At 58.5% G+C, this 17915-nt stretch carries 18 protein-coding genes; 9 read left to right on the top strand and 9 right to left on the bottom strand.

The annotated features are described in order from the left end of the window. Window positions 1–50 precede the first annotated feature (50 nt). Window positions 51–1397 carry a DEAD/DEAH box helicase gene (locus tag NDJ82_RS03585; protein ID WP_099584045.1) on the top strand — a complete coding sequence of 449 codons (1347 nt, stop codon included), beginning with the start codon at window positions 51–53 and terminating at the stop codon, window positions 1395–1397. Between the two features lie 49 nt (window positions 1398–1446). Here NDJ82_RS03585 and NDJ82_RS03580 read toward each other — a convergent pair whose 3' ends face one another. Further along, window positions 1447–1722 carry a hypothetical protein gene (locus tag NDJ82_RS03580; RefSeq protein ID WP_250924942.1) on the bottom strand — a complete coding sequence of 92 codons (276 nt, stop codon included), beginning with the start codon at window positions 1720–1722 and terminating at the stop codon, window positions 1447–1449. A 154-nt stretch (window positions 1723–1876) separates the two neighbouring features. Between NDJ82_RS03580 and NDJ82_RS03575 the strand changes: the two genes are divergently transcribed. Continuing rightward, the gene (locus NDJ82_RS03575; RefSeq protein ID WP_158876930.1) at window positions 1877–2266 is read left to right on the top strand and encodes a transcriptional regulator; all 390 of its coding nucleotides are present in this window, start codon (window positions 1877–1879) and stop codon (window positions 2264–2266) included. A gap of 21 nt (window positions 2267–2287) precedes the next feature. On the opposite strand, the gene NDJ82_RS03570 is transcribed toward NDJ82_RS03575, so the two are convergent. The 3 genes from NDJ82_RS03570 to NDJ82_RS03560 form a co-directional block, all read right to left on the bottom strand. Further along, the gene (locus NDJ82_RS03570; protein WP_250924941.1) at window positions 2288–3154 is read right to left on the bottom strand and encodes a DUF6279 family lipoprotein; all 867 of its coding nucleotides are present in this window, start codon (window positions 3152–3154) and stop codon (window positions 2288–2290) included. A 66-nt stretch (window positions 3155–3220) separates the two neighbouring features. Beyond that, entirely contained in the window at window positions 3221–3943 is a 723-nt protein-coding gene (locus NDJ82_RS03565) for a TorF family putative porin (protein ID WP_099584053.1), read from the bottom strand. Between the two features lie 206 nt (window positions 3944–4149). Next, complete coding sequence (locus tag NDJ82_RS03560) at window positions 4150–4329, bottom strand: PFL_1563 family small protein (protein ID WP_003193095.1); 180 nt, start codon at window positions 4327–4329, stop codon at window positions 4150–4152. A gap of 322 nt (window positions 4330–4651) precedes the next feature. Here NDJ82_RS03560 and NDJ82_RS03555 point away from each other — a divergent pair, with 322 nt between their 5' ends. From NDJ82_RS03555 to NDJ82_RS03545, 3 genes are all read left to right on the top strand, one after another. Beyond that, window positions 4652–5488, top strand: a complete 837-nt coding sequence (locus NDJ82_RS03555) for a CvfB family protein (RefSeq protein WP_099584054.1) — start codon at window positions 4652–4654, stop codon at window positions 5486–5488. A gap of 51 nt (window positions 5489–5539) precedes the next feature. Further along, complete coding sequence (locus tag NDJ82_RS03550; protein WP_250924940.1) at window positions 5540–5938, top strand: DUF2177 family protein; 399 nt, start codon at window positions 5540–5542, stop codon at window positions 5936–5938. Between the two features lie 199 nt (window positions 5939–6137). Next, window positions 6138–7580 (top strand): NCS1 family nucleobase:cation symporter-1, encoded by a 1443-nt coding sequence (locus NDJ82_RS03545; protein ID WP_099584056.1) that lies wholly within the window; start codon window positions 6138–6140, stop codon window positions 7578–7580. Here NDJ82_RS03545 and NDJ82_RS03540 read toward each other — a convergent pair. Then, the gene (locus tag NDJ82_RS03540) at window positions 7492–8697 is read right to left on the bottom strand and encodes an MFS transporter (RefSeq protein WP_250924939.1); all 1206 of its coding nucleotides are present in this window, start codon (window positions 8695–8697) and stop codon (window positions 7492–7494) included. The two genes, NDJ82_RS03545 and NDJ82_RS03540, sit on opposite strands and share 89 nt — an antisense overlap. Window positions 8698–8801: 104 nt before the next feature. On the opposite strand from NDJ82_RS03540, the gene ptrR reads away from it, so the two are divergent. From ptrR to NDJ82_RS03530, 3 genes are all read left to right on the top strand, one after another. Beyond that, window positions 8802–9695 (top strand): putrescine utilization regulator PtrR, encoded by an 894-nt coding sequence (ptrR, locus tag NDJ82_RS03535; RefSeq protein ID WP_112196402.1) that lies wholly within the window; start codon window positions 8802–8804, stop codon window positions 9693–9695. Between the two features lie 143 nt (window positions 9696–9838). Beyond that, window positions 9839–9961 carry a PA1414 family protein gene (locus NDJ82_RS27415; protein ID WP_003193089.1) on the top strand — a complete coding sequence of 41 codons (123 nt, stop codon included), beginning with the start codon at window positions 9839–9841 and terminating at the stop codon, window positions 9959–9961. Between the two features lie 399 nt (window positions 9962–10360). After that, window positions 10361–12454 (top strand): FAD-dependent oxidoreductase, encoded by a 2094-nt coding sequence (locus tag NDJ82_RS03530; RefSeq protein WP_250924938.1) that lies wholly within the window; start codon window positions 10361–10363, stop codon window positions 12452–12454. A 62-nt stretch (window positions 12455–12516) separates the two neighbouring features. Here the strand turns inward: NDJ82_RS03530 and NDJ82_RS03525 are convergent, their stop codons facing one another. Genes NDJ82_RS03525 through speB form a run of 4 tightly spaced genes read right to left on the bottom strand, consistent with a single transcriptional unit; the run spans window position 12517 to window position 16831 of the window. Next, entirely contained in the window at window positions 12517–13899 is a 1383-nt protein-coding gene (locus NDJ82_RS03525; RefSeq protein WP_112196400.1) for a sodium:solute symporter family protein, read from the bottom strand. 23 nt (window positions 13900–13922) lie between these two features. Continuing rightward, the gene (locus tag NDJ82_RS03520; protein WP_112196399.1) at window positions 13923–15437 is read right to left on the bottom strand and encodes a purine-cytosine permease family protein; all 1515 of its coding nucleotides are present in this window, start codon (window positions 15435–15437) and stop codon (window positions 13923–13925) included. 21 nt (window positions 15438–15458) lie between these two features. Continuing rightward, window positions 15459–15881, bottom strand: a complete 423-nt coding sequence (locus tag NDJ82_RS03515) for a YybH family protein (protein ID WP_250924937.1) — start codon at window positions 15879–15881, stop codon at window positions 15459–15461. After that, complete coding sequence (gene speB, locus NDJ82_RS03510) at window positions 15881–16831, bottom strand: agmatinase (RefSeq protein ID WP_083357426.1); 951 nt, start codon at window positions 16829–16831, stop codon at window positions 15881–15883. The genes NDJ82_RS03515 and speB overlap by 1 nt, the downstream gene beginning before the upstream one ends. A 187-nt stretch (window positions 16832–17018) precedes the next feature. Here speB and NDJ82_RS03505 point away from each other — a divergent pair, with 187 nt between their 5' ends. Next, window positions 17019–17912: a LysR family transcriptional regulator gene (locus tag NDJ82_RS03505; protein WP_003175387.1), complete on the top strand. Its 894-nt coding sequence runs from the start codon at window positions 17019–17021 to the stop codon at window positions 17910–17912. Window positions 17913–17915: the final 3 nt, after the last annotated feature.

Genomic DNA, 17915 nt, shown 5'->3' with positions numbered 1-17915 from the left:
AACCGTTACCCTATGCAGCTGATATTTTGTAATTCTTCGAGGTAGCACCCGTGTTTTCCCAATTCGCCCTGCACGAACGCCTGCTCAAAGCCGTGGCCGAGCTTAAATTTGTCGAGCCTACGCCTGTGCAAGCAGCGGCCATCCCGCTCGCGCTCGAAGGGCGTGACCTGCGGGTGACGGCTCAAACCGGTAGCGGCAAGACCGCCGCTTTCGTCCTGCCGGTTCTGAATCGTCTGATCGGCCCGGCCAAAGTCCGTGTGAGTATCAAGACTCTGATCCTGCTGCCAACCCGTGAGCTGGCGCAGCAGACCTTGAAGGAAGTGGAGCGTTTCTCGCAGTTCACTTTCATCAAGTCCGGCATCATCACGGGTGGTGAAGACTTCAAGGTCCAGGCCGCCATGCTGCGCAAGGTGCCGGACATCCTGATCGGCACCCCGGGCCGCATGATCGAGCAACTCAACGCCGGCAACCTCGACCTCAAGGAAGTCGAAGTGCTGGTGCTCGACGAAGCCGACCGCATGCTCGACATGGGCTTTGCCGACGATGTGCAGCGTCTGGTCGCCGAATGCGTCAACCGTCAGCAGACCATGCTGTTCTCCGCCACCACCGGGGGTTCGACCCTTCGTGAGATGGTCGCCAAGGTGCTGAACAACCCTGAGCACCTGCAGGTCAACAACGTCAGCGACCTGAACGCGACTACGCGCCAGCAGATCGTCATGGCTGACCACAATGTGCACAAAGAGCAGATCCTGAACTGGCTGCTGGCCAACGAGACCTACCAGAAGGCCATCGTGTTCACCAACACCCGTGCTGCGGCTGACCGCATCTACGGTCGCTTGGTGGCTCAGGACTACAAAGCGTTTGTCCTGCACGGTGAGAAAGACCAGAAGGACCGCAAGCTGGCCATCGACCGCCTCAAGGCCGGCGGCGTGAAAATCCTGGTTGCTACCGATGTAGCTGCCCGCGGCCTGGACGTCGATGGCCTGGACATGGTGATCAACTTCGACATGCCACGCAGCGGCGACGAGTACGTACACCGTATCGGCCGTACCGGGCGTGCCGGCAACGATGGGCTGGCCATCTCGCTGATCTGCCATGGCGACTGGAACCTGATGTCGAGCATCGAACGCTACCTCAAGCAGTCGTTTGAGCGCCGCACCATCAAGGAAGTCAAAGGCACCTACACCGGGCCGAAGAAGGTCAAAGCGTCCGGCAAGGCCGTTGGCGTGAAGAAGAAAAAGACCGACGCCAAGGGCGACAAGAAGAAAACCGGCGCCAAGTCGCCGACCAAGCGCAAGATCGCCAACCGTCCGAAGACCGACAACCTGTCGCTCGTCAGCAAAGACGGCATGGCCCCGCTCAAGCGCCGCAAACCAGAAGCACCGGCCGCCGAATAAGCCGGGGCTGATGTGAAAAAACCGGACGTCGTCCGGTTTTTTTATGCCTTCAATTTTTCGCTTTTGCGGCAGCTTCTCTCAGCTCTTCAAGACGGGCGTCGATCAACTGGCACTTGTCAGGGAATTCGGCGCTCTCGGTGTCCAGGTCCATCTTCTGCAGCTCGTCGTTCATCTCTTTGGCTTTGCTGGGGTTCTGCTCGGTGAGCTTGGCAACTTGCGTGGCTAATTGCTCACGTTTGGCCGTGGCCTCGTCGGGTGTACAGGCCCAGGCGGGCAGGGCGGTAAGCAGGGCGGCGGCGATGGTCAGATTTTTCAGGGTTTTCATGGTTCGGACCTCCTTGGCAATGATGTACGGTTGAGGGGGCGAACGTCTGGAAAGTTCAGAGAAATCACGCCCGTCCGATGGGCTGAACGGCGGATGACGATACGAGTCACACCTTTTGACGGGACACTTTTGCATGCCCGCAGGAGGAATCAGGATGACGACTTACAACTGGGATTTGATCGAGCGTTTGCTGCACGAAGTGCAGAATGGCGAAGGCAGCTTTGCCCCGCGTAAATACGCCGAACAGGAAGCGGCCGAGAAGGCCACGGCGGGCCAGGACACTGGCAATCTGGATGCGTTGAAAAAGACTGCGGCAGATTATGAAGCGCTGCTGTTCAAACGCGGCTTTATTGAATCGCGCCCCGAGGAAGAGGGTGGCAATGGCGAGAATTTCATTCTCACGCCGCTGGGTGCCCAACTGCTGGCGCTGATCGACAGCTCCATTCCCGGCAACGATCATCCGCGCCAGGTACTGGATGAGCAGGACGATGCGCTTGATCCTGCGACCTTCGCTGAAGTGGCCTCCAAGGCGCAGATCGCCTGAACAGGCAAGCCCCCTCCTACATTAGTTCGCAGCGGCCTTGAGGCATTTGAGTGCCTTGAAGTCGCTGCGTACGCCGTCGATTTTCTGCGTGAGTTTCAAGCGTTGCTGCGGCGTACTTTCCGCCATCACGTCGACAATCAGGCTGCGCGCCGCGGCTTCGGTCTGGGCGTAAGCCGCACGATATTGCGGGGTCCACAGGCTTTCGCGGTCCACCAGCAATTGCTGCATTTTCCTCGGGAAGTCGGTGCTGTGGCGTTGCTGCACGGCGTCGATAAATTGCGCCTGCCAATGGGCGCGGTTGCCGATCCATTCCTGATTCTGCTCGCCCAGGGCGATGGACCAGGCTGTGACACGATTCTGCTGACTGGTGCTCAGCGGGCCCATCCAGGTGTCCAGGCGTTTATTCATGCGCTCGGCGCGGTCCTTGATTTGCTGAGCCAGCGGCGGCTTCAGGTAATCGTCCTGGCGTTTGCGCAGGTCCTTGGCCAGGGCGTCGTTCATTTCCTTGACCTGTTGTTCATCCAATCCCTGGAGCAGTTCAATGGCCGAGGGGGTGATCTCACGTGCGATTTCAGCAATGGCTTGTTCGGCTTCGGCGGTACGCATCTTAAGCGCCGCGTCGGTGACCTGGTTGTCGTCGACCATCTGTTGCAGGCGATCGAGCCAATCCAGGTAACCGGGCAACTGTGTGGTGCAGTGCCAGGCCAGGTGCTCCTTGAGTTTGTCGTTGAACCAGCTCTTCTGCCCGGCGTTCATGTCCAGGTAGTCATTGAGGGTCCAGGGGATGATCACGTCCAGGTTGCGATAGGCCAGCCCCACGCGATTGCAGCCGGCGAGTGCCAGGCTCAGGGTCAGGAGTACCACCAGCAGTTTGAGCCGATGCAGCATGGGCGTGTCCTTGGGCAGAGAGAGTCAATGCATGTGAACCCGCGTCGGGCGCGACAGTTCAGCCCATCAATAAAACGACCGCACGGCCTTCAAGGTCAACAGCCCGTCGCATTGCGAATTGTGTCCGGAGTACGCTGAGCAATCGCCGCCGCTGAGGCTGGAGTCGCTGTAGATCAGGTCCAGGTCGATGCCCTTCCAGGCACGGGAGAATTGCACCGACCAGTCGCTGAAACTGCTGATGGTGCCGCCGTCTACCGAAGCCGGCGTGCCCAACTGATGAGTGGTGTACTTCATGCTCACGCCGATGCCGAAGGGCTGGGTGCCGCCGAGATCGGCAAAAATTGTGCTGTCCTGGCGGTCCGGGTCGTTGCTGAAAGAGGCGCCGAAGCGATTGCCCAACAGGTTCAGGCCGCCATAGAACTCCTGGCTGTCGAGGGGGCTGAGCTTGGGGTAGCTGTAGTGGATCAAGCCGACTTCATAGCCGAGCGTCTGGTCGAAGGGGTGTTTAAAGCCCATGTAGGAATCGACTTCGAGGGTGCTTGCCGAGGACAGACCCATGTTGGGCGAGAATTGGCCGAAGTACAGGCCACTGTCGTGGCTGAGGTCCAGGCCGCCGTGGAAAGAATCGCTGCCCGGTGAGGTCGGCTTGACCAGGCCCTGGGCCATGCTGCGGCTGGGGGTAGTGCCCAATTTCAGGTCGAAGTCGCCCAATTCGCGCTGGAAGATCTGCGCTTCGGCAAGAGGGCAAGCCACTAATGTGCTGACCAGAAAAATGCAGGACTTGAGCATGCTTCACTCCATGAAAAGCGAGGAGCAGTAATGGAGAACATCGGGCAGATGCCCGCGCTAGACGTGTGCAAGGATACCGGCGAATGTCAGGCGATGAGGCCCGTTCGTCGATTAGCGCACTATTGAATGTTAGGGGAGGGTGCTTCGGGCTCTAGTCCTAGCGCCTTGAAGGCAAGACGCTTAGGGACCAGGTGTGCTGCGCGGTATTACTTTTTACCCAGGCTGATCTGCTTGGACGGGCCGAAAGTCTGGCCGCTCACGCCCTTGGCAATTTGCTGGATTTCACCACCGGATTTGAGGAACGCAGCGATTTGGCTGTTGATCGATTCGCTGGTTTCAACGGCGGGAGCTGGCTTTGCTTTGCTGTTGGATGCTTTTACGCGCATGGCGGCCACTAACCTGTAGAAAATTAACTTGGCCAGGCATCGTACAGGAAATACTTGACAATTGCTTGGCAAATATCCCCTGGGAATAAGTGCCGCAGCTGGAAATAAACGAAGTTCATCGTTGAAATTAGCCCGTAACTTGCTGTTTTGGCTGCAAACCCTGGGGCGAAGCAGCGCTGGCGCAGGAGTAAAATCCAGCCAAATGATCGGACGAGCGGAGCGATGCCCTTTGGAAGCCTCAACCGCCTGTGATTTTTCAGGCGCGCGCGCGTGGCGCACGCAACTCGGGTAGAATGCCGCCCACGCAATGAGGGTATTGGAAATGGCTCTAGTCGGGCGCTACAACAGCTTACAAGTGGTAAAACACACTAACTTCGGTTTGTACCTGGATGGTGCGCAAGATGGCGAAATCCTCTTGCCTAATCGGTATATCCCCAAAGATATTCCCAGTGAAGATGAAGACTGGCTTAACGTTTTCATTTACCTGGACAGCGATGACAAACTTATCGCCACTACCGAGAAACCCAAAGTTCAAGTCGGCGAATTCGCCAGTTTGAAAGTGGTGGAAGTCAACAGCATTGGTGTATTCCTCGATTGGGGTTTGCCAAAAGACCTGTTGTTGCCGTACTCGGAAGAAAAACGCCAGATGACTGCCGGTGAATATTGCGTGGTGCACGTCTACCTCGACAAGCACACCAAGCGCATCACCGCCACCGCACGTCTTGATCGTTACCTGGACAAGACCCCGGCCAACTACGTCGTAGGCCAGGAAGTCGACCTGCTGGTGGCCGAAGCCACTGACATGGGCTTCAAGGCGATCATCAACAACAAGCACTGGGGCCTGATTCACAAGAACGAGGTGTTCAAGTTCCTGCGCCCGGGCAAGGAAGAAAAAGGCTTCATCAAAGAGATCCGCGCCGATGGCAACATCAGCCTGAGCCTGCAACCGGTTGGCCAGGAAGCGGCCTCCAGCCTCAACTCGAAGATTCTCGCCAAGTTGCGCGAAAACAACGGCACATTGCCGGTCAGCGATAAAAGCGACCCGACCGTAATCAGCAATTTGTTCGGCGTGAGCAAGGGCAACTTCAAGAAGGCTATTGGTGCGCTCTACAAGCAAGGTCAGATTGTGATCCATGCGGATCGTATTGAACTTAGCTGAGTAGGTTTTGCTCTTCTGTAGGAGCAATGGGCTCCTACAGAGGTTGCGTCGATGTCCAAGAAGTCTGTGTTTGCTTACCTCGCCACCTTGCTTGCTTTCCTGGTGCTCGACGGCCTGTGGCTCGGTGTCCTTATGGGCCCCACCTACAAATCCCTGCTGGGTCCGCTGATGCTTGATCAGCCCCGCCTATTGCCCGCAGTGCTGTTCTATCTCCTGTATGTCCTCGGTTGTGTGGTGTTCGTGGTCTTGCCCAGCATCAGTTGGCAGCGCGCGGCGCGTATGGGGGCCTTGCTGGGGCTTGTGGCCTATGGCACCTACGACCTGAGCAACTGGGCCACGCTGCAAGGCTGGTCTACTGGATTGGCGCTGATGGACATGGCCTGGGGCACCGTTTTGACGGCGGTGTGCTGCACGGTTGGGCACCTGTGTGCACATCGGGTGCACCGATGATTGTGTACAGGATTTATGTGCACCGTTGCTGAGCGTGGTCCCCGCTACGAAGGTACCTTCATCTCCTTTGAAACGCCGTTGTAGAGGGATTGTGTGCCATTGGCACGTATTCTGCTGACTGTCTCGTATACAAAACTTGCCGCCTTCCGTATGCACCCCTGCGACGGAAGCGCAGGCCGGTATGACGAGGAGCCCAGCGATGACCGAACAATTGCCCAAAGGCTATAGCCCACGCCTGTATAACCAGGATCTGGGCCCGCTGCCGCAGAAGTGGAACTGGTACAACATCTTCGCCTTCTGGATGAGTGACGTGCACAGCGTTGGCGGGTATGTATTCGCCGCCAGTCTGTTTGCTCTGGGGCTGGCCAGTTGGCAGGTGTTGATCGCCTTGCTCGCCGGTATTTGCATCGTGCAACTGATCGCCAATCTGGTGGCCAAGCCGAGCCAACAGGCCGCCGTTCCTTACCCAGTGATCTGCCGGCTCGCCTTTGGTGTCTTTGGCGCGAATATTCCTGCAGTGATTCGCGGTCTTATCGCCGTGGCCTGGTATGGGATTCAGACCTACCTGGCGTCCAGCGCGCTGATCATTGTGGTTTTACGATTCTTCCCACAGATGGCGGTGTATGCAGAGCCGCATTTCGCCGGGCTGTCCTACCTGGGCTGGTTTGGTTTCCTCAGCTTATGGGTGCTGCAAGCGGCAGTTTTCTGGGCCGGCATGGAGTCCATCCGCCGCTTTATCGATTGGGCGGGGCCGGTGGTCTATGCGGTGATGTTTGCCCTGGCCGGTTGGATCGTCTGGAAGGCGGGCTGGTCGAACATCAGCTTTACCCTGGCGGAAAAATCCCTGTCGGGCTGGCAAGCGTTCGGCCAAGTGATCGTGGCCACTGCGCTCGTGGTGTCGTACTTTTCGGGACCAACCCTGAATTTCGGCGATTTCAGCCGCTACTGCCGCAGCATGCAGGATGTGCGACGCGGAAACTTCTGGGGCCTGCCAGTAAATTTCCTGGCGTTCTCCCTGGTGACCGTAGTGATCGTCTCGGGCACGTTGCCGGTGTTTGGCGAGATGCTCCACGATCCGATTGCCACGGTGTCGCGTATCGACAACAACATGGCCGTGCTGCTGGGTGCGTTTGCCTTTGTGACCGCGACCATCGGTATCAATATCGTCGCCAACTTCGTGTCCCCGGCGTTTGACTTCGCCAACGTCGCACCGAGCAAAATCAGCTGGCGCGCCGGTGGCATGATCGCGGCGGTCGCCTCGATCTTTATTACCCCATGGAACCTGTTCAACAACCCGCTGATGATCCACTACACCCTGGATATCCTCGCGGCGTTTATCGGGCCGCTGTTCGGGATCCTGCTGGTGGATTTCTACCTGATCAAAAAACAGAAGATCGACGTGGATGCGCTGTTCGATGACAGCCCAAGTGGCCGCTATTACTTCGACGGTGGCGTGAACTGGACAGCGGTCAAGGCCCTGGTGCCCGCGACACTGGTGGGCGTCGCGATCACCTTCACCCCGGCGTTGCAGGGCATGGCCAACTTCGCCTGGTTTACCGGCTGCTTCCTGGGAGGGCTGTTTTTCCTGGTGCTGGCACGGCGCGAGCAGGTGCGCACGCAAGCGCCTCTGGTTGCCGGCTGACCAATATTGCTCCCGCCAGGAACAGGCCTGTGCCGGCAATGACCAATGCCGGTCGCAGGCCACCGCTGAGGTGGCTGCTCACCGACGCCAGCAAGGGCCCGCTCAATTGGCCGATGGCAAAGCTGGCGGTCAGCAGCCCGGTACTGCGCTGATAGCCGTCGGGTGCCACCTCCCGCATGCGCGCCATTACGAGCTGCATGCAGGCCAGGAATGGTCCGCCGCACAACAGAACCCCCAGCGCCAACCCCCAACCATTACCCAGCAAGCAGGCGAACACCCCGGTCGCTTGGAGCCAGAGGGTGGTCATCAGCCAGCGGCGGGTCGTGTCCGGGTCTTTGCGACGCAAGGTCGCCACCCCCACTCCAACCGCTGCGAGCAGGCCGAAGCACGGCCAGAACAGATCGGCTTGCCAGGCGCCTTTGAATTGGGCGCTGGCCATCTGCGACAGGAAGGTTGCTGGAATGATGTAACCCAGTCCGAACAGGACATAAATCCAACACAGGTGCGTGATGCTGCCGTTACTGCCCGCGTCGTTATGGCTGCCGACAGGGGCGCTGGCGCAGGGCTGCGGCAAAAACGGCAGGATCGCGAGCAACATCACCAGTGCCACCGCGCCATAGACCAACCATAAGGTGGCGGAGTCTTGTCCCTGCAGGTTTGAGCCGAGCGCCAATAACCCGGTCAACAGAATCCCCAGGCCCGGCCCGGCAAATACCAGGGCGCCCAGACGCGGCCGTCCGGCGGCGAGTGCCAGTGGCTGGCTCAAACTGGTGATCATCACCAAGGCCCAGGCACTCGCCACACCCGTGCCAAAGCGCAACAGCAGGTGCGGCCAGAATGCGTGGGCCCAATACGATGCAAAGGTCAGCAACACACACAGCCACAGCCCGCCGTACAGACGACCGCGCACATGACGATGGCCGCGGGCGAAAATCGAGTCTACGGCGCCCACGAAATAGCCCAGGTAATTGGCGGCGGCGATCAGACCGGCGTCGGTCAGGTCGACCTGCCCTTCGCTGAGCATATGGGGCATTTGCGGGGTGAGGGCGAAGCGGCCAATGCCCATGGCCATCATCAGGGCGATGGAGCTGGCGAGTAAGCGAATGAGGGGTGACATGGTCAGGTGTCCTGCTGAGAAACTAATGACCGTCAGCCTAAAGTGGATTGACTTTCTGTAAAATTGAATAATAGTGAGTAACTTGTTCAGTTTTGGAGAAAGGTATGGAGTTCAGTCAATTGCGGATTTTCCAGGCCGTGGCGCAAGAGGGCTCCATCACCCGTGCGGCAGAGCGCCTGCACCGCGTGCCGTCGAACCTGTCGACCCGTCTCAAGCAAATGGAAGAGCAACTCGGCGTAGAGCTGTTCGTGCGTGAACGCCAGCGCTTGCAGCTGTCTCCGGCAGGCAAGATATTGCTGGACTACAGCACTCGCCTGCTGGCACTGCACGACGAAGCCCACGGCGCGGTGCAAGGCGGGCAGCCGGCCGGTGATTTTGTGCTCGGCAGCATGTACAGCACCGGCGCGGTCCATCTGCCCAAGTTGCTGGCGCGTTATCACAAGGCTTATCCGATGGTGAATCTGCAGGTGCAGTCCGCACCCAGCGGTGAACTGCTGGAAGGTCTGATCACGGGACGCCTGGACGCCGCGTTTGTAGATGGCCCGCTGAGCATCGCCACACTGGACGGCGTGCAGTTATGCGAGGAAAAGCTGGTGCTGATCTGCGAAGCCGAGCACCCACCCGTGCGTGGCCCGCAGGATGTTGCCGGCCGCTCGGTGTTCACGTTCCGACGCAGTTGTGCCTATCGCACACGCCTGGAAAGCTGGTTTTCCCACGGGCGCGTTGCCATGGGACGGGCGATTGAGATCGAATCCTATCAAGGCATGCTCGCTTGCGTGATCGCCGGTTCCGGGGTGGCATTGATGTCCCAATCCATGCTCGACAGCCTGCCGGGCAAGGACAGCGTGTCCGTTCATCCGCTGACCGGGCAATTTGCCACTGCGACCACCTGGCTGATGTGGCGAAAGGGTATGCTCGGCGCTAACCTCAATGCGTGGATTGATCTGCAGCAGCTCGGTCAGCCCGAGGTCATGAAAGACAGTCGCGCCATTGCTTGACCAGTTCGTCAGCATTTGGATGGATTTGGTAATAGTTCATTGTGGTTTCGTTCAAGCAATACGTAGGACTTAGGGCTACTATCAATGTAGGAAAGGGCGACAGAACATGCGCCTACCAGCATTACCCTCAAAGGGGGCAAACCATGAAAGAGAAAATTCAAAACTGGCTCCATGATCTGGGTGTTGCACTGGGCTTGATCGAGCCTCCGCTGCAGCCGGTGCCGATTCGTACGGATGATGAGCAGCGGCGTCCACGTCGTAGGTAAGGCCCGGTCTTCCGACCGCAGCGGGTTTAAATGTGGGAGCGGGCTTGCTCGCGAATACGGTGTGTCAGTTGATGGTTAAGTTGACTGATAAACCGCATTCGCGAGCAAGCCCGCTCCCACATTTGCTTTGCATCAAACGAAAAAGCGGCTGCGATATCCTGCGTCGTGCCCGCTGACATATCCGTTTGAATTCTCTTCTCACCGTCTGTTGCATGTCAGTCTTCGGATTATAGCTATCGGAATCGGACTACCGTGTTGTCAGAATTATCTGGCTTATTTTATTTTGAATATAAGCGTAGTTTGAATTTTATTAGGAATAGATATGTATCGTTTACGTTTCTGTAATTTCCTAAAGAGAGCAGATGTATGAGTTAATTTAAAAACGCTGGAGGCAAAGTTATGATGCGCTCGCCCATCCCGCCAGTTGCCGCCTCACTTATCGCCATTGCTGAACATGTTTTACATATCGCACCTGTATCGAGAGCCTGGAAGGCAACCGCACCCAGCAATGTTTTTTTTATTCCCCCATCATTAACCAAGCAAGCTCTGCTCATACAGATCGCATTACTGCGTCCGTCAACCCTCATAGTCGGCGACCAATCCATTGATGGAGATGTTATCGAGCAATGGCGTGTATCCCACCCATTTGGAGACCTCTGTTTGATCCGAAGAGGTACAAGCCTGGATAAGATACGGATAGATCTATGCGAATCCAACGGTATCCGAGTGGTCAATACGCCCGGGGTCAACGCACCGCATGTTGCAACTTATATTCTGTACTGGCTGACACTGGCCAATGGTTCCGTCCCCCATGACATCAGTGTGCTGGGATACGGCAATGTGGGCAAAGAGTTGGTCAAGCGGTTACTTGATCGAGACCCGGATGTTCGGATTAAAGTGTTGAGTCCACGCGGCCGCGCGCCGGATCCTACCGGAATAGCGTCTACCGATGGTCGAGTGTCATTTGTGACGGACTGGTTCGAGGCGCTGCAGGGTGCCAGTGCTGTCGCCATCTGTTTATCCCTGAACGATGAGTCCACCCATCGTATCGACCAGGCCCTCATTCAGTGTATGCGTAGAGATGCCCGTCTAATATGCGTCGCCAAACCAGACGTGTTCAGCGACGATGCTTTACAGGCCCTCTCAGAGGCTGAAGACATCCAATTGGTCTTGGATTACGGGCCTACAACATTGGACGCGTTTCGCATGCGTACCCATGCGCTCGGTTGTAGTGTCACCACTTGGCGCAGACCAGCGACGCTGACTGTGCAGGCGGCAACCGGCGAAGACTGCCATTGCGATCTTGATTATGCTGTTTCTGTTCAACTGAGTTTGATGGCCTTGCGCGGCCTTGTCAGGCGTAAACTTGCACACTCATTGGCGATTCCTTCCCTGCATGCGGATACCGATGCGCCGCATGTATCGATTATCGGCAGAGGGATTAACGGTCTGCTCCAGGCTGTGATTTGTCGTTTGGCGAATTATCAGGTCACCGTCTATGGGGGAAGTCGGGAGAGTGATGGTGCCAGTCATAAGCGTGTGAACATGCGCCATCTGTCAGCGACGGAGACGACTGCAAAGCCGCTACATAACGACTATCTACTTTCCGGAAATCAATGTCTTGCAGTTGAATGCAACCGCGCCGGCATTGAGTTGTTTGAAAAACTCCTGGCTGACAACCCGTCGCTGGCGCAATTCGCGCGAGCGCGGGTTGTACGCTGTTACAGGGAAGACGCGAGTGACGTAGCTGCTGCGATATGTGAGCAACGCGACATCGAAAACAGGCCGTGGCCTAGTGGCAAAACTAAGGGTGAATTCGCAGAAATCAGTCAGCAACAGTTTCTGGCGCGTTATGGCGTCCCAGGAATAAGTCGAGCAATTGAGGTATCAGGCTACGATGTCGAATTTATCCATCTAATGGATGAAATAGAGGCGCTGCTGCAGCGCTCGGGGGTTCAGTTCCATATTCAGCATCTGAGTTCAGTCGAGATTGCTGAGCTGAGCAGAGAACACTTCGTCATCACTGCTATGGGCATAGAGGAGCCAGAAGTTATTCCGATCATCGGCTGGTTTTTCAAGCTGCGCGCTGTGGGTAATGAAGGTGCCGAAATGCGTGGTCTCAAGCTGCAATACGATCTGCCAATTGGCGTCATGAACTGCCGCTTGGACGGTGACTGTATTCTTGTCTCCGGTGGTCAGGTTCCGCCTGATTCTACGCCGGAGTACAAGGAGCAAATCCTGGCAGCGTGTCTGGCCGCTGTTTCTCTGCACTTTCCAATGTCTTACCGCAGCGCAATCGAAAATGGCGATTTGCGCATAGTCGAATGTGCCAGGCCTGGTACCTCAGATGGACTATCGATTGTTTATTGGGCCGCCCACCATCAAATCGCCGCCGGTGGCACCTATGCCGCGGGTACAACCCAAGGACTGGTCTGGGCCTCCCTGGTCCAGGAAATCATTCAGGCGAACCAAAACCTGTCCGTTGAGCGATAAAAAAACGGGCGCGACATCCGACGTCGCGCCCGCTGAAGAAACCGTTTCAATGCTGTTGGACGTCAAGCCACCCGAGTCGCCACCGCCTCCGGCCGACGCGACAGCAAGCTCACCAGCACAAAACTCACCAACCCAACCGCCAGGCTGTAGTAAATCGGTGTGTTCGCATCCAGCCCATCCTTGAACATGAACACCAACGCCGTCACAAAACCCAATGTCATGGAGGTAATTGCCCCCGCCGTGGTGGCGCGCTTCCAGAAGATCGCCCCGATCAACGGGATCAACATGCCGCCAACCAACAGGTTGTAGGCCAGGGTCAGCGCGCTGATCACATCGCTCACCACCAGTGCGATACCCAGCACTGCGATACCGGTCAGCATCGTGAACAGGCGGTTGATGTTGAGGCTCGACTGTTTTCCGCCACGCAAACGCGGCAGCAGGTCTTCGGTCAGCACGGTGGAGGCAGCCAGCAAGCCAGCGCTGGCGGTGGACATCATCGCCGCCAGTGCTGCGGCAATCACCAGGCCACGAATCCCGTCCGGCAGCGACATTTTAACGATGGCGGCAAATGCGTTGTTGACGTTGTCCAGGTCCGGAATCAACACATGGGCCGCCATGCCGATCAGCGCACAGGCCAGGCCATAGAGGATGCAGTAGAAACCGGCGAAGGTGCCCGCGTACTTGGCGACCTTTTCGTCGCGGGCGGTGAACACCCGCTGCCAGATGTCCTGGCCGATCAGGATGCCGAAGAAGTAGATCATGAAGTAGGTGATGATGGTGTCCCAGCCAATCGCGGTGAAGCTGAAACTGGATGCCGGCAACTTGGCCACCAGTTCATCCCAGCCGCCGACGCGGTACAGGCAGATCGGCAGCAGGATAAACATCAGGCCGACGGTCTTGATCACGAATTGCACGATATCGGTAAGGGTCAGCGACCACATGCCGCCGATGGTCGAATACACCACCACCACGCCACCGCCCAGCAGCACCGAAATCCAGAACGGCAGGCCGAACAGCACTTGCAGCACGGTGCCGATGGCCAGGATCGAAGTCACGCCAATCATCAGCGCGTAGGCCAACATGATCACCGCGCTGGCCTGGCGGGCCATGGGGTTGTAGCGTTTTTCCAGGACCTGGGTGACGGTGAAGATCTTCAACTTGAGCAGCGGCTTGGCCAGGAACAGGTTCAGCGCAATGATCCCCATGCCCAGCGCGGCACACAGCCAGAAGCCGGAGATGCCATGCACGTAGCCCAGGCGCACGGTGCCGACGGTGGACGCACCGCCCAATACCGTGGCGGCCATGGTGCCCATGTACAGCGTCGGGCCCAGGTTGCGACCGGCCACCAGGTAGTCTTCGTGGGTCTTGGCGCGGCGCATGCCGTAATAGCCGAGCACGAGCATGCCGGCGGCGTAGATGAGTACGACGAATAAATCCAAAGCCATGACGGCGAGTCTCCGATTATTTTTTATTGTGCTGAAGGCACTTGCAGTGCAGAAGGAGCTTGCAGCGGCGAAGGCGCTTGCTGTGGCGAGGGGCCATAGACGGCCGCCGGTTCCGGAAACAGCCGCAGCAACGTCAGGTACACCACCGACGCCAACCCCAACGTCACCGGCAAGCTGATATCAATGCCCTGCGCCAAATTGCCCAGCGGCCCCACAAACTGCCCTGGCAAATTGACGAAGCACAGCCCCACCAGCGCACTCGGGATCCATGCCCCCAGCCCGCGCCAGTTCCAGCCATGGCTGAACCAGTAGCGCCCGCCGGTTTCCCCGCGGGTGAACACTTGCAGGTCATCCGGGCAGTAGAAACCGCGACGCACGATCAGGCCGATGATCATCATCACCATCCACGGTGTGGTGCAGGTGATGATCAGCACGGCGAAGGTCGACACGCTCTGCACCAGGTTGGCGGCGAAACGTCCGATAAAGATGAAGGCTATCGACATCACCCCAATCAGCAACGTCGCCTTGACCCGTGAGAGCAAGCGCGGGAACACGCTGGACATGTCCAGCCCCGTGCCATACAGCGAGGTCGTGCCGGTGGACATGCCGCCGATCACCGCGATCAGGCACACCGGCAGGAAGAACCAGGTCGGCGCCACCGCCAGCAAGCCGCCGACGTAGTTGTTGGCCGCGATATAGTCCGGCGCCTTGATCGCCACGATGGTCGCGGTGGCCAGGCCGAACAGGAACGGGATCAGGGTGGCGATCTGAGCCGCAACCACCGCCAGCATGATGCGCATTTTCGGCGTCTCGCGTGGAATGTAGCGCGACCAGTCGCCGAGGAATGCGCCGAAGGAAATCGGGTTGCTCATGGCTACCAGCGCTGCGCCGATAAACGCCGCCCAGAAGCCGGTCTGGCCCATGGCGACGCTGCCCGCGAAGTGGCTGTCGAAGGCTGGCGCGAACGCGAAGATCCCCAGCAAAAACAGCAGGCTGGCCGCCCACACCGCAATGCGATTGACCCACAGCATGAAGCGAAAACCGTAGATGCACACCGTCAGGACGAGCAGGGCGAACAGGCCATAGGCCAAGCCCAGGGTCAGGTCAGTTTCCGGCAGGCCTATCAGACGTTTCGCACCACCTACCAACGCATCGCCTGAACTCCACACCGACAGTGAGAAGAAGGCAATCGCCGTCAGCAATGACAGAAACGAACCGACAATCCGCCCGTGCACGCCAAAGTGCGCCCCGGAAGACACCGCGTTGTTAGTGCCATTGATCGGCCCGAACAGGCCCATGGGCGCCAGGATCACAGCACCCACCAGCACGCCCAGCACAATCGCCCAGACACCGGCCTGGAACGACAAGCCAAACAGCACCGGGAACGAGCCCAGTACGGCAGTGGCAAAGGTGTTGGCACCGCCGAAGATCAGGCGGAACAGATCCTTGGGGCTGGCGGTACGCTCGTGGTCGGGGATCTGTTCGACCCCGTTGGTTTCAATCTTGCGAATACTGTTTTGGTTGTTTTTATTATTCATGATCAGCTCCGATCACATTGGCTAAGGGGGCGGCAGCCCTTCCGGCACAGCGGACAAATGTTCGTGACAGGCCAGCCACAGGCCTTCTTGTTGTTCTGTGCGTAGCCCTTGCCTTTTGAAGACAATGGTCTCGCGTTCCTGGCTAGAGAATTGCTCCCCGTTCATGCGCAGCTCGGTGGCCACGTCATGCACAAATATCGCCACGTCACCCTGCAGGCTGACAAAGGCATTACTCGACGTACACGACAGCACCTCGAATCCCTCGTCCGCGCGCCAGCTGTCCCACAACGCCTGGTAGGCATCGCGACTGAGCAGCGGCTGGGGGAGGGTGTAGAACACAAAGCTGGCGTCGGCCGTGAACGCGCCGAAATAGGCGGCGCGATCATTGCGGGCGAAGGCCGCCACCAGCTCGGTGGCGGCTTGCAACACCGCTTGCGTGCTCATCAGCGATGCGCCACGCCGGGCAGTACGCAGAGCATCTCGTACAGCAGGTTGGCGCCGAGCAGTGAGGTGTTGCCGGTGGTGTCATAGGGCGGTGAAACTTCTACCAGATCACAACCAATCAGGTCGAGGCCCTGGCAGCCCCGGATGATCTCGATCGCCTGGATGGTGGTCAGCCCGCCGATTTCCGGGGTACCGGTGCCGGGTGCCCATGCCGGGTCGATGCCGTCGATGTCGAAGCTCAGGTAAACCGGGCCGCCACCGACTTTCTCACGCACTTCGGCCATCAATGGCGCGAGGGAGTGATGCCAGCATTCTTCAGCCTGGACCACACGGAAACCCTGTTTGCGGCTCCAGTTGAAGTCTTCGGCGGTGTAGCCCTGAGCGCGCAGGCCAATCTGCACCACGCGGTCGCAATCGAGCAGGCCTTCTTCCACGGCGCGGCGGAAGGTGGTGCCGTGGGCGATTTTCTCGCCGAACATATGGTCGTTGACGTCAGCGTGGGCATCGATGTGCACGAGCCCGACTTTGCCGTGTTTCTTGTGGATCGCCCGCAGGATCGGCAGGGTGATGGTGTGGTCACCGCCCAAGGTCATGGGGACCACGTTGTGTTCGAGGATCTCGTCGTAGGCTTCTTCGATGATGCGCACGGCGTCGAGCAGGTTGAAGGTATTGATCGCCACGTCGCCGATGTCGGCCACCGACAGCGAGTCGAACGGTGCGGCGCCGGTGGCCATGTTGTACGGGCGGATCATCACCGACTCAGCGCGGATCTCACGCGGCCCGAAGCGGGTGCCGGCGCGCAGCGAGGTGCCGATGTCCAGGGGCACGCCGACAAAGGCGGCGTCCAGGCCCTTGGCCGATTGCAGGTGGGGAAGACGCATCATGGTGGCGATGCCGGCGAAGCGCGGCATTTCGTTGCCGCCCAGTGGTTGGTGGAAAATCTTGTCCACGGGATTGCCTCATCGTTGTTTTGTTTATTAGAGGCCGATTCTGCGAAAAGCCCGTGGCGGGAAGAATCGGCAGGGGCAAATACTTAGTTCAGATTTTTCTAAACTAATGCCTGGGGTAAACTGCGTTCAAATGTGGGAGGGGGCAAGCCCCCTCCCACAGGATTTTGTGTATGCCTCTGGAGACCTCATGGCCAACGCCTTGCCCGACCTGAAACTCCTGCGCATCTTCGTCAGCGTCGTGCGGCACCAGGGGTTTGCCAATGCGCAGCACGAACTCAACCTGTCCACGTCGGCCATCAGCACGTATATGAGTCAGTTGGAGTCGGCGTTGGGCCTGGTGCTGTGCCATCGCGGGCGTGGTGGCTTCAGTCTCACCAGCAAGGGCGAGTTGTTCCATCAGGAAACCCTGCGTCTATTAGCCGAGCTGGAAGGCTTCGAGCAATACGCCGCCGCACTCAAAGGCGAGCTGCGCGGCACCCTCAAGCTCGGCGTGCTCGACTCCACCGTCAGCGACAAGGCCTTGCCGTTCGCCGAAGTGATTGGCGCCTACAGCCTGGAACACCCGGCGGTGCACCTTCATTTATCGGTGATGAGCCCTTACGAGCTGCAGCTAGGTGTGCAGGACAATCGCCTGGACCTGGCCATCGGCGCCTTCTCCAATCGCATGAGCGGACTGATCTACATGCCGCTGTACCGCGAGCAGCACTGGCTGTATTGCAGTACGCGGCATCCTTTGTTTAATGAACGACGCATTCCCGAACAAGTGATCACCCAGCAACGCATGGTTGGACGCGGCTACTGGAGCCAGGCGGAACTGGCGCGCCACGGTTTCAAGCACAGTGCCGCCACGGTGGAAAGTATGGAGGCGCAACTGATCCTCGTGCTCTCCGGCGCCTATATCGGCTACCTGCCGGAGCATTACGCCCAGGCCTGGGCCGACAAGGGCGATCTGCGCGTGCTGCTACCGGCCACCTTTGGTTACCAGGCGCCGTTCTCGATGATCATGCGCCGTGGCCGCAGCCGCGAGCCGCTGATCCAGACCTTCCGCGATTTGCTCAAAGCCCAGCTCAACCAGGCCTGATAA

Source organism: Pseudomonas sp. SR18, assembly GCF_023701505.1.
GTDB classification, from domain to species: domain Bacteria; phylum Pseudomonadota; class Gammaproteobacteria; order Pseudomonadales; family Pseudomonadaceae; genus Aquipseudomonas; species Aquipseudomonas cyclaminis.
This window is presented reverse-complemented; position numbering and strand designations above follow the sequence as displayed.